Below are 12935 nucleotides of genomic sequence, written 5' to 3' on the forward strand. Positions count from 1 at the left end.
AGGCACCGCCCGCAGCGGCACCGGGGTCGCTTTCCCGGGCCGGCGGGAGGTACCGCGGTACCTCCCGCCGGCGTTTGCGGGGCGGACGGCTGCCGCGAAGCGGACACCAGGGTTGACCGGCGCAGGGCGGGGTATGCGATGAGGATCGGCCCGGAAAGGAGACGCGCCATGGTCAACGTCGGCTACACCCTCCTGTGCGAGCAGGCCGGCCCGAAGCACCTGGTCGATCACGCCGTCCGCGCCGAGGCCGCCGGCTTCGACCACCTGGTCATGTCCGACCACTACTACCCGTGGCTCGACGCGCAGGGTCACTCCCCGTACGCCTGGTCGGTGCTCGGCGCGGTCGCCCACGCGACCAACCGGGTCGGGCTGATGTCCTTCGTGACCTGCCCGATCCGCCGCTACCACCCGGCGGTGGTGGCGCAGAAGGCCAGCACGGTCGGGGTGCTCTCGGACGGCCGGTTCACCCTCGGGCTGGGTGCCGGGGAGAACCTCAACGAGCACGTGGTCGGCGGCTGGCCGCACGTGGAGCAGCGGCACGAGATGTTCGAGGAGGCGTTGCAGATCATCCGGCCCCTGCTCAACGGCGAGACGCTGACCTTCTCCGGCAACCACTTCGACGTCCCCGACGCGTACGTCTGGGACCGGCCGGAGCGCCCAGTGCCGATGGCGGTCGCCGCCTCCGGCCGGCAGTCCGCCACCCTCGCCGCCGAGTACGGCTACGGCATGATCGCCACCGAGCCCGACGCGCACCTGATCCAGATGTACGACGACGCCGGCGGCGCCGGCAGGCCACGCTACGGCCAGGTGGCGATCTGCTACGGCCCGGACGAGGCCGAGTGCCGCAAGATCGTGCACGACCAGTTCCGCTGGTTCGGCCTGGGCTGGAAGGTCAACGCGAACCTTCCCGGGCCCGAGTCGTTCGCCGCGGCGACGCAGTTCGTGCGCGAGGAGGACGTGGCCGGGTCGATCCCGTGCGGGCCGGACGTGGACCGGCACGTGGCGGCGTTCAAGCAGTTCGTCGACGCGGGCTTCACCCACGTGGCGCTGATCCAGGTGGGCGCGGACAGCCAGCCGATGTTCCTGAACTGGGCGCAGGAGGAGCTGTTGCCCCGGCTCCACGCGCTGTGACCGCTCGACCTGCGATGGTGGGTCCATGCGTATCGGGAACACCGAGATCCGGCCCCTCGGGGGCGGAGTCGGCTGCCTGTTGATGATCCTCTTCTCGATCCTCGTCTCGGTGGTGCTGACCGTGGTGCTGAACCTGCTGATCTGACCGCAGAGGACGCCGGTCAGCGGCGCAGGCCCAGGGCGGTGAGCAGCTCCCGGCTGGCGACCCGGACCGGGTCCAGCACCGTCCGACGCAGCCAGCGGCGGGTCGGCCCGACCGTGGCCCGCCACGCCGTACGCATGCCCCGCGCCGCCGGGACGACGGCGGCCCGCCAGCCGGCCCGGACGGCCCGGCCCAGCGGTACGGCGGTGTGCCGCCACAGCCAGCGCAGGGCCCGACCGAGCGGACGCAGCAGCACTCGATAGAGCAGGCCGAGCACGCGTCCGGCGAGCCGCCAGGCGCCGACGACCGCGTCCACCAGTACCCCGGTGAGGGCCCGGGCGACGGCGGCCAGCACACGGCCGACCGCGACGAGCCCGGCGGCGAATGCCCGACCGACGGCAGCCAGCCCGCGGCCGAGCAGCGCCAGCCCGGCGAGCAGCGACCGTCCCACCGGGGCGAGCACCCGCGCCAGCCAGCGCAGCGGCCGGACCACCAACTCCCGGACCAGCCAGGCCAGCGGACGCCAGAGCACCCGCACCGCCACCCAGGCGGCGCCGCTCGCCAACCACACCAACGGCTGCCAGATCAGGTGCACCGCAACCCAGGCGAGGCTCCGGGCCAGCCACCCCAGCGGCAGCCACACCAGCAGCGTGCGCACGGCCCAGGCCAGCGGACGCCACAGCAGGTGCACGGCGACCCAGGCCGCCCCACGCGCCAGCCAGACCAGCGGCAGCCACAGCAGGGTGCGCGCGGCCCAGGCCAGCGGGCGCAGCAGCCAGCGGTGCAGGAACCGGCCGCTCGGCCTGACCAGGTACCGGTCCAGCAGGCGGCCGGCGGCGACGGCCAACTCCCAGGCCAGGCGTACCGGCAGGACCACGATCACGGCGACGGCGCGGGCGACGGCCGCGACCAGCGGGGGCGGCGGCTCGGCCGGGGCCCGCGGGTCGGTCGGCGCGGCGGCGTCCGGCCAGGGCGACGTGGGTGGCCGGTCCAGGTCGGACGGGCGCGGGGGCGGCGGGCCGGTCACGGCGTCACGGTAGTCAGCCGCGGCAACGACCGCCGCCCCGGTCAGGCCGGGTCCAGCGCCAGGTCCGCCACCACCGGATAGTGGTCGGAGGCGGTGTCCGCGTCGCCGCCCCGGACCACCCGCAGCTGGCGGGCCAACGCGGCCAACGCGGGCGTGGCGAGCAGGTAGTCCAGGCGCATCCCGGCGAACTCCGCCCCGCCGTGCCGGGTCGGCACGGTCAGCCCGCCGGGCTCGCTCCCGCCGCGGTCCGGCCACAGGTCGACCAGGCCGGCGTCGAGCAGGCGGGACACGGCGCGGGTGTCGACGGTACGGCCGTCGCGGCGCAGGTGCCGGCGCCGGTACCGATCGGGCAGGCCGGCCAGCCGGGCGGCGTGGTCGGCGGTCGGCTCGAGGGTGTTCAGGTCCCCGGCGAGCAGGGCCAACTCGCCCCCGGTACGCCGGACCGCCGCCGCGAGCCACTCCGCCTCCATCCGCCGCCGGCCGCCCGAGTACGGATCAAGGTGGGTGCTGAACACGGTGAGCGGCCCCGCCCCGGTGGACACCTGGACCCGGGCGGCGGCGTGGTGGAAGGGTCGGCGTACCCGACCGGAGCGCAGCACCCGCAGCGGCGCGCGGACCAGCACCGCCACCGGCTGCCCGAAGCAGGACCGGGCCAGGTGGGGCACCATCCCCAGCCGGCCGGCCAGGTCCGCCAACCGCCCGCCCCGGTCGAGGCCGCGCAGTTCCTGCAGGGCCAGCACGTCGGGGCGCTGGCCGCTGACGACCGCGACGATCCCGGGCCACCGGTCGGGCCCATCCCGGTCCCGCCCGCCGGTCCGGATGTTCCAGGTCATCACCCGCAGCATCGGCGCCCGGTCACTCCTCCCGGCCGGCCCTGGCCAGCTCGTCGGGCAGTTCAGGCACCTGCTCCGACTCGATGGCCGGACGGTTGCCCCGCCCGACGTCGGCGTTGGGGCCGACCACCCACCAGAGCAGCCCGATCCACAGCCCGCTGAGCAGGATCGCGCCCATGACGTCGGTCGGGTGGTGCATACCGCGGTACATCCGGGAGACGGCCACCCCGACCGGCATGATCACCGCCATGGCCACGAACAGCCACCGCCACCAGTGGTCGGTGCGGGCGAGCACGATGACGGCGATCGCTGTCCAGAGGCAGATGGTGGCCGCGATGTGCCCGGACGGGAAGGACGAGGTGGGCAGGTGCCCGTCCAGGTTGTCCACCGGCGGGCGGGGACGGTCGACCGCTCCGGAGGAGGCGAGGAAGAGGCTCAGCTCGCCGAACATCGCCAGCGCCACGAAGAGCACCGGCCGCCAGCGCTTCCAGATCGCCAGCACCAGCGGGCAGAAGACCAGCGAGATCAACAGGATGGCGTGCGTGTCGCCGAACTTGCTCCACCACCAGCTCAGGCTGTTCAACGAGTCGGTACGCCGGGCCGCGAGCCACTGCGGCACCTCGGTGTCGAGGGTGTCGAGGAACGTGCCCTTGGCGTGGTAGCTGACCACCATGCCGAACGCGTAGAGGGCGCCGAAGACGAGCACCCAGCCGACCAGCAGCTCGGCGACGGCCGAGCGGGGGTGCTCCAGCACGTGCTCCTCGTCCGGCGCGGGGGTGATCTCCTCCCCCGCCTCCGGCTCCAGGCCCTCGCTGATCGGTGGCACCGGGCGGCCGCGGTCGCGCCGCCACAGCCGGAAGGCGTACGCGGTGACGCCGAGCCAGGTCGCGCCGAGCAGCCAGCCGCCGAGCACGTCGGAGACGAAGTGCACGCCGAGCGCGATCCGGGTCAGCCCGATCAGCAGGACCAGCCCGCCGACCAGGACAATGGCCGGTCGGCGCCACCGGGGCGGCATGGCCGGCAGGAAGACCAGCAGCAGCGCCCCGTACGCGACGAACGAGCCGAGCGCGTGCCCGCTCGGAAAGCTGTTGCCGGGCGCGTGGGTGATCGGCACGTCGACCACCGGGCGCAGCCGCCCGACCAGCGCCTTCAGCGACGGGTCGAGGATCAGCCCGCCCACCCCGCTGATGATCAGGTAGACCGCCAGTCGGGGCTGACGGCGGATCAGCAGGCCGACCACCGCGATGGTGACCAGCCAGATCAGCACCGGCCGGCCGCCCAGGTCGGTGACCGCCTGGAGCGCGGTGACCAGGGGGTGGTGCGGCGCCACGAGGCCGTTGAACCACTCGGCCGCCTCGTGGTCGGCGCGGTACAGCGGGGCCCAGTGGAACCGGACGAGCATGAGCAGCACCCCGAACGCGACCCCCGCCCCGGCGACCGCGAGCAGCCCTACGACGCTGCGCCCGGCGAACCGGCCGAGGGGTCGGCGGTGGGTCTCCTTGACCACGGTCACCCGCACCTCCCTTGTGTTCTGCCGAGGCGCGCTGTACCCGGTTCGCGCTCCGCGTACACGCGATCGCCGGTCAGAGCGCGGTCATCTCGCCGGTGTCGAGGACCGTCGCGTGTTCGGCTGCCGGCTCCCAGTGGTCGGGCTGGGCGGGCTCCGCCACGCCGATCCGCATCGCCTCCAGCTGGGCGGCGAAGGCCAGCCCGCCGAAGAGCGCCATCCCGGTCAGGTTGGCCCACAGCAGCAGGGCCATCATCCCGGTCAGCGCGCCGTAGGTCTGTCCGAAACCGTCGCTGTACTTGACGTACGCGGCGAGCAGCAGGCTCGCCAGCCACCAGAGCGCGGTGGCGATGCCGGCACCGAAGAACAGCCAGGACAGGCCGGGCTGCCGGCGCCGGGGCGCGTGCCGGAACAGCACCGCCACGGCCAGCACGGTCAGCCCGACGCTGAGCGGCCAGCGGATCACGTCCCAGGCGGCGTTGGCGACGCTGCCCCAGGCGTAGTGCCGCCGCACCGACTCGCCCATCGCCCGACCGCCGACCAATATGAGGAACCCGGCCAGCGCGGGTACGCCGGCGGTCACCGCGAGGACGGCGGCGCGGCCGTACTTGGCCAGGGCCGGGCGGTCCCGCTCAACGCCGTAGATGCGGTTCGCGCCCCGTTCGATCTGGGCCATGGTGGTGGCGAGCGCGACGAGGCCGGTGAGCAGGCCGAGGGTCAACGCCAGTTCGCCAGCGTGCTCGCTGTGCTCGCCGTCGGCCAGCAGCTGCTGCACCACCGACTCGCTCTGGCCGGGGGTGAGCGCGAGCACGGTGTCGGCGACCACCTTGCCGCCCTCGTCGGCGCCGAGGTCGGTGATCAGGCCGGTGAGCGCGATGAGGAACGGCACCACGGCCAGGCAGAGCTGCAGGGCGAGGGCCCGGGAGTGGCTGAAGCCGTCGCCGTAGCGGAACCGGACGAAGGCGTCCCGCAGCAGGCACCAGCCGCCGTGCCGGCGCAGGGTGTGCCAGGCGTCGTCGGCGGAGAGTTCGTCCGCCGACATCAGCCGGGTCTCGGGGACCAGCTTGGTGCTACTCACGGCGGGCGTCCTCGACCAGGCGTTCACCGCGCTGACCGGCGGCGTCGGCGTCCACCGACAGATCGGGGTGGCACTCCGGCCGGGCCACGCAGAGCCAGAGCGCCGCGGGCCGGATCTCGGCCGTGAGCGAGCGGCCGGGCTCGATCAGGTCACCGTCGAGCTCCCGTGGCTGGGCCCGGTTGCTGGTGATCTCGACCTTCCGGCCCCGGAGGATCTCCATCCGGGGCACCCGGCCACGCCGGCGGACGAGCGCCCAGCCCATGGCCAGCCAGTGGCCCAGCGTCCGGGGGGTGAGCACCGCGACGTCGAGCCAGCCGTCGTCGGGCTCGGCGTCGGTGAGCAGGCGTACGCCGCCCTGGAGGCGGCCGACGTTGGCGACCAGGACCGAGCGGGCCCGGCGGCGCAGCGGCGGGTGGTCGTCGATCCGGATCCAGACCCGCATCGGCCGGTCCCGCAGGTGCTTCACGGCGCCCACGACGTACGCCGGCCAGCCGATCCGCGCCTTGGTGGTCTCCGAGGTGGCGTCGAGCATCTGCGCGTCGAAGCCCATCCCGGCCATCACGGCGAAGCACTGGTCGCCGACGACCCCGACGTCCAGCCGCCGCATGCCCCGCTCGACGGCGACCTCCAGCCCGGCGGCCAGGTCGCCGGAGAGACCGAGGTTGGCGGCGAGCAGGTTGCCGGTGCCCTGGGGCAGCACGGCGAGCGCCACGTCGGTGCCGGCCAGCGCGCTCACGCAGGCGCGTACCGTGCCGTCGCCGCCGCACGCGAGGACGACCTCCGCGCCGGCCTTGACGGCCGCCTCGGTCTGGCCGCGGCCCGGGTCCTCGACGGTGGTCTCGTACCACGTCGGCGGGGGCCAGCCGGCGGCGTCGAGGGCGCCGTCCACCGTGCGGCGGAACTGGTCGAGATCGGTCACCTTCACCGGGTTGACCACCACCGCCGAGCGCGGCGCGGCGTTGCCGGCGGTCACCAGCCGCTGGTCCGCTCCACCGTTCACGGCGTCAGTGTGCAGCAACTCCAACGGGTCAGCGAGTCGACGGCGACGGACGTTGCATGGACCGCAAACAGGTTTACGGACCGCACTGGCCGGTTGGCGCCGCCGGCGTTCGTGTCGTCGGGCGTCAGGCCGCCGTCCGCAGCGCCGCCTCCACCCGCCGGCGCAGGTCGTCGAGGTCGGCGCCGGCCTCGGTGAGCACCAGCGCGGCCAGGCCGTTGCCCTCGCGGAGCAGGCCGAGCAGGATGTGCTCGGTGCCGATGTGGTGGTGGCGCAGCCGGATCGCCTCGCGCAGACTGAGTTCCAGCACCTTCTTCGCCCGGGGCGAGAACCGGCCGTCGTCGGGCCGGCGCCGGCCCCAGCGCCGGCGGGGTGGGGGCGCCGCCTCGCGCAGCGCGTCGGGTCCGAAGGACTCCTCGATCCGCGCGACGATCGCCGCCAGGTCGATGCCGATCTCCCGCAGCGCCGCCGCGTCGGCCTCGCCGAGGCCGTCGACACCGCCGGCCGTGTGCCGGGCCACCGCGGCGCGCAGGTCCTCGGCCCGGACGCCGGCCTGGGCCAGCAACCGGACGGCCAGGTTGTCGCCGTCGGCGAGCACGCCGAGCAGCAGGTGCTCGGTGCCGACGGGGCGCCGGCCCTCGGCGCGGGCCTCGTCGACCGCGTGGCGCACCACCGTCCGAGCCCGGTCGGTGAACCGTTCGAACATCACGCCTCCCAGCTTCCGGGCACCGCCGGTCGCCCGGCGTGCTTCTTGTGGACCGCCTGCCGGCTGACCTCGAGCGCGTCGGCGATCTCCTGCCAGGACCAGCCCTGTCGTCGGGCGTTGTCCACCTGGACCACCTCGAGCCGCTCGAGCAGCCGGCGCAGGGCGAGAACCGCGCGAAGCCCGACCTTCGGGTCGGTGCTGCCGGCGGCCGCCGCGAGTTCCGTCGCCTGACTCATGCTGTCAACATAGGTTGACAGCACTCCCCTTGTCAACCCTGGTTGACAAGGAGCCGACACGACCGCGACGCGCCCGGCGCAGCGCCAGCTGGTGCTACGGTCCGCTGGTGTTCCGCCGCCGCTCGCTGGACCGACCGGTCGAGGCCGCCCGCCGGCTGACCGTCGGGCGGCTCACGCTGGAGACGGCCGGCGGCAGCGTGGTCGGGCACCACTACCCGGAGAACTTCGACGTGCTGCACGTCGACCCGGAGCTGCCGCTGTTCGCGGTGGCCGACGGGATGGGCGATGGTGACGGCAGCCGGATCGCCGGCGCCACCGCGACGAGCACCTTCGTCGAGCGGATCCGCGCCACCTGGCCCGCCGTCGGCGCCCGCGAGCTGCGCGCCGCGACCGCGGAGACCCAGCTGCGGGTACGCCAGGCCGGGGCGGGACTGGCCGGGCTCACCGGCTGCACGCTGACCGCGCTGGCCGTCGAGCCCGACGGCGGGCAGGGCTGGCTCGTCCAGCTCGGCGACTCGCGGGCCTACCGGCTGCGCGACGGGCTGCTGGAGCTGGTGACGGTCGACCACACCATGGCCTGGCTGGGGGTGGTGCACGGCTGGTGGCCGGCCACCTCGCCCGAGGCGGCCCGGGCCCGCTACCAGCTGCTGCGCTACGTCGGCCACCCGGACCGGCCGGAGCCGGACGTGCTGGCCGTCCCGCTGCGCACCGGGGACACCTGGCTGCTCTGCACCGACGGGGTCAGCGACCAGCTCGGCTACCACCGGCTGCGGGACCTGCTGGCCGAGCGGGACCCGGCGCGGGCGGCCCGCGCCCTGCTCTCGGCCAGCCTAGAGGAGGGCGGTGACGACAACGCCACCGCCGTGGTGGTCCGCGTCCTGCCCACCGTGCCCACCCCGCGCTGACCGCGGGCCGCGCCGCGCATCCCGGCGCGGTGACCGGGCCAGTTCCGCCGACCCGGTCCGGGCGGGCATCCGCCACGACTACCGTGGGTGAGGAGTGCGCGGTCGGGAGGTGAGGCGGGATGGCCGCACCCACCGAGGACGCGGTGGTGGTCGGCGTCGGCCGGTCGGACGAGGACCTCCAGGTGGTCCGGACAGCCGCCGTGGAGGCCGCCGCCCACGACCGCCCGCTGCACCTGCTGCACGCCTTCAACTGGGCGGCGCAGGCCGCGACGTCCGCGCCGGGCGGACCCCGCGCCGCCGCCGAGGGCCTGCTGGAACAGGCTGGACAGGTGGTCGCCGAGGCGGAGCCGGCGGTGCCGGTGAGCGGTGCGATCGTCGAGGGCTCCCCGGTCGAGGCGCTGATCCGGGCCTCCGAGTCGGCCTTCCTGGTGGCGCTCGGCGACGGCGGGATGGCCGGCTGCACGGACTGCGTACCGACCGACGCGCCGGCCGTGCAGCTCGCCGCCCGGGCCGGCTGCCCGGTCCTGGTCGGCCGGGCCGAGGCGCCGCCCCCCGGACCGGTGCTGGTCGGCGTGGACGGGTCGACGTCCTCCCACACCGCCCTCGGTTACGCCTTCGACTGCGCCGAACGCCGCGGGGCCCGGCTGCTGGCGATCCGGGTCGTCGAGTCCGGCCGCGCCGGCGACGGCGACGACCTGCTCGCCGAGACGGTGGCCCGGTACGCCGCCCGGCACCCCACGGTGGCCGCCGAGTGCCACACCGTCCGCGGCGACCCCGGCACCGTCCTGGTCGAACAGTCCCGCTCGGCGCAGGTCGCGCTGGTCGCCGCGCGCGGCGACGAAGCCTGGCGGGGGATGCTGGGCGAGGTCAGCCAGTCGCTGCTCTACCACTCGCCGGCCCCGGTGATCGTCGTCCGTGGACTCGCGCCGGACGCGTACGGGCCATGACGCCCGCCCGGCCCGGGACCTCCGGCCCTGCCTGCCCGACCGGCACGGGGCCAAGCTGGACCCGCCCGGACGGGATATCCGCCTACGGGCTGCAGAAGTCCCCGAGCCGCGAGAGGCTATTGCAGCATGGACACCGCTCTCGACCTGCACAGCCCACTGACCGAAGACGAGCTGCGCCGGCTTGACGCCTACTGGCGGGCGGCGAACTACCTCACCGTCGGGCAGATCTACCTGCTCGCCAACCCGCTGCTCCGCGAGCCGCTCAAGCCCGAGCACGTCAAGCCCCGGCTGCTGGGGCACTGGGGCACCAGTCCCGGGTTGAACCTGCTCTACGCCCACCTCAACCGGGTCATCGTCAACCGCGACCTGAACGTCATCTACCTCACCGGTCCCGGCCACGGTGGGCCGGCGATCGTGGCGAACACCTGGCTGGAGGGCACCTACAGCCAGCTCTACCACTCGGTGACCCGGGACGAGACGGGGATGGCCCGGCTGTTCCGCCAGTTCTCCTTCCCCGGCGGCATCCCCAGCCACGTCGCCGCGGAGGTGCCGGGTTCGATCCACGAGGGCGGCGAGCTGGGATACGCGCTGAGCCACGCCTACGGCGCCGCCTTCGACAATCCGGAGCTGCTGGTGGCCTGCGTGATCGGGGACGGCGAGGCGGAGACCGGTCCGCTGGCCGGCAGTTGGCTGTCCAACGTCTTCCTCAACCCGGCCCGGGACGGGGCGGTGCTGCCCATCCTGCACCTCAACGGCTACAAGATCGCCAACCCGAGTGTGCTGGACCGGATCCCCGAGGACGACCTGCTCGGCCTGATGCGCGGCTACGGCTACCAGCCCTACGTTGTCGCCGGCGACGACCCCGCCCGGGTGCACCAGAGCCTCGCCGCGACGCTGGACCGGACGCTCGACGAGATCGCCGAGATCCAGCGCCGGGCCCGCTCCGGCGGCCGGGTCGAACGCCCCCGCTGGCCGATGATCATCCTCCGTACGCCGAAGGGCTGGACCGGCCCGCGGGAGATCAAGGGCAAGCCGGTCGAGGGGACCTTCCGCGCCCACCAGGTGCCCATCGACGGCGTACGCAAGAGCCCGGAGGCCCTGGCCGAGCTGGAGCGCTGGCTGCGCAGCTACCGGCCGGAGGAACTCTTCGACGCCACCGGCGCCCCGGTCGCCGAACTGGTCGACCTGCCCCCGAAGGGGGACCGGCGGATGAGCGCCAACCCGGTCACCAACGGTGGGGTGGTGCTGCGCGACCTGAACCTGCCGGACTTCCGCGCCTACGGGGTCGACGTCGAGCATCCGGGCGAGCCGGTGGCCGGCTCCACCGGCGTCCTCGGCCCGTGGATCCGCGACGTGATCACCGCCAACCCGCAGAACTTCCGCCTGTTCGGGCCCGACGAGGTCGCCTCGAACAGGCTCGGCGCCGCCTTCGAGGTCACCGATCGGGCGTTCGTCGGTGCCACGGTCCCCGGCGACGACCACCTCTCGCCGGACGGTCGGGTGATGGAGGTGCTCTCCGAGCACCTCTGCCAGGGCTGGCTGGAGGGCTACCTGCTCACCGGCCGGCACGGCATCTTCACCAGCTACGAGGCGTTCATCCACATCGTCGACTCGATGGTCAACCAGCACGCCAAGTGGCTGAAGGTGACCCGGGGCATCCCCTGGCGGGAGCAGCTCGCCTCGCTGAACTACCTGCTCTCCAGCCACGTCTGGCGGCAGGACCACAACGGCTTCTCGCACCAGGACCCGGGCTTCATCGACCACGTGGTCAACAAGAAGGCGGAGGTGGTCCGGGTCTACCTGCCGCCGGACGCCAACACCCTGCTCTCCACCATGGACCACTGCCTGCGCAGCCGGCACTACATCAACGTGGTGGTGGCCGGCAAGCAGCCGGCGCCGAACTGGCTGACCATGGACGAGGCCATCCAGCACGCCCGGCGCGGCCTGGGCATCTGGGATTGGGCCAGCACCGACGAGGGCACCGAGCCGGACGTGGTGCTGGCCTGCGCCGGTGACGTGCCGACGCTGGAGACGCTGGCCGCGGCCGACCTGCTCCGGCGGCACCTGCCCGAGCTGAAGGTGCGGGTGGTCAACGTGGTCGACCTGATGCGGCTGCAGCCGCCGTCCGAGCACCCGCACGGCCTGCCGGACTTCGAGTTCGACACCATCTTCACCCGCGACAAGCCGATCATCTTCGCCTACCACGGCTACCCGTGGCTGATCCACCGGCTCACCTACCGCCGGACCAACCACGACAACCTGCACGTGCGCGGCTACAAGGAGGAGGGCACCACCACCACGCCGTTCGACATGGTGATGCTCAACGACCTGGACCGCTTCCACCTGGTCATCGACGTCATCGACCGGGTTCCCGGGCTCGCTTCGCGCGCCGCCCACCTGCGCCAGGACATGGTCGACGCCCGGCAGGCCGCTCGCGACTACACCCGCGAGTACGGCGAGGACGACCCCAAGGTCGCCGAGTGGCGCTGGATCCGGGAAACCGAGCTCGGCCTGCGAGGCGGGCAGTGAACCCGGTCGACGTCAGCCGCGACGAGATCCTGGTCGGCTACGACGGCTCCGCCGACTCGACGGTGGCCCTGAACTGGGCACTGGACGAGGCGGGCCGCTCCGGCCGGCCGGTCCGGCTGGCGTACGTCTTCGAATGGCTGACGGTGGCCGGCTGGATCGGACCCGGGGTGGCCCCGGGGATCTGGCCGGACGAGACCGCCCGGCGCAAGGTCGAGGAGCTGGTCCGCAAGGCGGCGGCGGACGCCGGCGCCGAACGGCCCGGCCTCACCGTGACCGGCGAGGTCTTCGACGGCCCGCCCGCCCTGGTGCTGCAGGAACGCTCCGCCGACGCGGGGCTGCTGGTGCTCGGCAGCCGGGGCCACGGCGGCTTCGGCGGCCTGCTCGTCGGCTCCACCGCGGTCTCCGTCACCGCCCACGCGCACTGCACCGTGGTGGTGGTCCGGCAGGGGCAGGTGGCCACCTCCGGGCCGGTCGTGGTCGGCGTGGACGGCTCCGAGTCCTCCCTGCGGGCGCTCGGGTTCGCCGTCGAGCGGGCCGCCCAGCGGGACGTGCCGCTGCGGCTGCTGCGGGCCTGGGCGCCACCCGCCGAGCGGTGGGTGGATCCCGGCGCCGGCCCGGAGGAGACCGAGGCCGCCGAACGGGCAGCGGCCGAGGAGAGCCTGGCCCCGTGGCGGAAGACCTTCCCGGACGTCCCGGTCGAGATCCAGGCGAGCCCAGGCAACCCGGCCGCGCTGCTGGTCGAGGCGAGCCGTGCGGCGCAGTTGGTGGTGGTCGGCAGCCGAGGCCGGGGCGGGCTGCGGGGGATGCTCCTCGGCTCGGTCAGCCAGCAGCTCATCCACCATGCGAGCTGCCCGGTGGCGGTGGTCCGGGAACGCTGAGCGGCGACGGCCCGGGCGA

Annotated in this window: 12 protein-coding genes; 5 read left to right on the forward strand and 7 right to left on the reverse strand. The window is 74.2% G+C overall.

The genetic code is table 11. The annotated features are described in order from the left end of the window. Positions 1 to 168 precede the first annotated feature (168 nt). Positions 169 to 1131, forward strand: coding sequence for a TIGR03557 family F420-dependent LLM class oxidoreductase (locus A6A27_RS21055; protein WP_073836358.1), 963 nt, complete (start codon positions 169 to 171; stop codon positions 1129 to 1131). 161 nt (positions 1132 to 1292) lie between these two features. Here the strand turns inward: A6A27_RS21055 and A6A27_RS44320 are convergent, their stop codons facing one another. From A6A27_RS44320 to A6A27_RS21090, 7 genes are all read right to left on the reverse strand, one after another. Continuing rightward, positions 1293 to 2300, reverse strand: a complete 1008-nt coding sequence (locus tag A6A27_RS44320; RefSeq protein ID WP_073836359.1) for a hypothetical protein — start codon at positions 2298 to 2300, stop codon at positions 1293 to 1295. A gap of 41 nt (positions 2301 to 2341) precedes the next feature. Further along, a complete protein-coding gene (locus A6A27_RS21065; RefSeq protein WP_073836360.1) occupies positions 2342 to 3145 on the reverse strand; it encodes an endonuclease/exonuclease/phosphatase family protein in 804 nt (267 codons plus the stop codon). Positions 3146 to 3155: 10 nt separating this feature from the next. After that, positions 3156 to 4646, reverse strand: a complete 1491-nt coding sequence (locus A6A27_RS21070; protein ID WP_073836361.1) for a phosphatase PAP2 family protein — start codon at positions 4644 to 4646, stop codon at positions 3156 to 3158. A gap of 70 nt (positions 4647 to 4716) precedes the next feature. Next, positions 4717 to 5718, reverse strand: coding sequence for a YihY/virulence factor BrkB family protein (locus tag A6A27_RS21075; protein WP_073836362.1), 1002 nt, complete (start codon positions 5716 to 5718; stop codon positions 4717 to 4719). Then, on the reverse strand, positions 5711 to 6718 hold the full coding sequence (locus tag A6A27_RS21080; RefSeq protein ID WP_073836404.1) for a diacylglycerol/lipid kinase family protein: 1008 nt from the start codon (positions 6716 to 6718) through the stop codon (positions 5711 to 5713). The genes A6A27_RS21075 and A6A27_RS21080 overlap by 8 nt, the downstream gene beginning before the upstream one ends. A 124-nt stretch (positions 6719 to 6842) precedes the next feature. Then, positions 6843 to 7421, reverse strand: a complete 579-nt coding sequence (locus tag A6A27_RS21085) for a Clp protease N-terminal domain-containing protein (RefSeq protein WP_073836363.1) — start codon at positions 7419 to 7421, stop codon at positions 6843 to 6845. After that, positions 7421 to 7657, reverse strand: a complete 237-nt coding sequence (locus A6A27_RS21090) for an HTH domain-containing protein (protein WP_073836364.1) — start codon at positions 7655 to 7657, stop codon at positions 7421 to 7423. The genes A6A27_RS21085 and A6A27_RS21090 overlap by 1 nt, the downstream gene beginning before the upstream one ends. A 107-nt stretch (positions 7658 to 7764) precedes the next feature. Between A6A27_RS21090 and A6A27_RS21095 the strand changes: the two genes are divergently transcribed. The 4 genes from A6A27_RS21095 (at position 7765) to A6A27_RS21110 (ending at position 12916) form a co-directional block, all read left to right on the forward strand. Then, a complete protein-coding gene (locus A6A27_RS21095) occupies positions 7765 to 8562 on the forward strand; it encodes a PP2C family protein-serine/threonine phosphatase (RefSeq protein WP_073836365.1) in 798 nt (265 codons plus the stop codon). A gap of 119 nt (positions 8563 to 8681) precedes the next feature. Continuing rightward, a complete protein-coding gene (locus tag A6A27_RS21100; protein ID WP_073836366.1) occupies positions 8682 to 9509 on the forward strand; it encodes a universal stress protein in 828 nt (275 codons plus the stop codon). 126 nt (positions 9510 to 9635) lie between these two features. After that, entirely contained in the window at positions 9636 to 12038 is a 2403-nt protein-coding gene (locus A6A27_RS21105) for a phosphoketolase family protein (protein WP_073836367.1), read from the forward strand. Next, complete coding sequence (locus A6A27_RS21110; RefSeq protein ID WP_073836368.1) at positions 11990 to 12916, forward strand: universal stress protein; 927 nt, start codon at positions 11990 to 11992, stop codon at positions 12914 to 12916. The genes A6A27_RS21105 and A6A27_RS21110 overlap by 49 nt, the downstream gene beginning before the upstream one ends. The last annotated feature ends 19 nt before the right edge of the window (positions 12917 to 12935 follow it).

It is taken from the genome of Micromonospora sp. CB01531 (assembly GCF_001905095.1).
Taxonomy (GTDB): domain Bacteria; phylum Actinomycetota; class Actinomycetes; order Mycobacteriales; family Micromonosporaceae; genus Micromonospora.

Coding starts and splice junctions, on each gene's coding strand:
- A6A27_RS21100 (WP_073836366.1), top strand. CDS start 8,682: ATGGCCGCACCCACCGAGGACGCGGTGGTGGTCGGCGTCGGCCGGTCG.
- A6A27_RS21090 (WP_073836364.1), bottom strand. CDS start 7,657: ATGAGTCAGGCGACGGAACTCGCGGCGGCCGCCGGCAGCACCGACCCG.
- A6A27_RS21055 (WP_073836358.1), top strand. CDS start 169: ATGGTCAACGTCGGCTACACCCTCCTGTGCGAGCAGGCCGGCCCGAAG.
- A6A27_RS21065 (WP_073836360.1), bottom strand. CDS start 3,145: ATGCTGCGGGTGATGACCTGGAACATCCGGACCGGCGGGCGGGACCGG.
- A6A27_RS21105 (WP_073836367.1), top strand. CDS start 9,636: ATGGACACCGCTCTCGACCTGCACAGCCCACTGACCGAAGACGAGCTG.
- A6A27_RS21085 (WP_073836363.1), bottom strand. CDS start 7,421: ATGTTCGAACGGTTCACCGACCGGGCTCGGACGGTGGTGCGCCACGCG.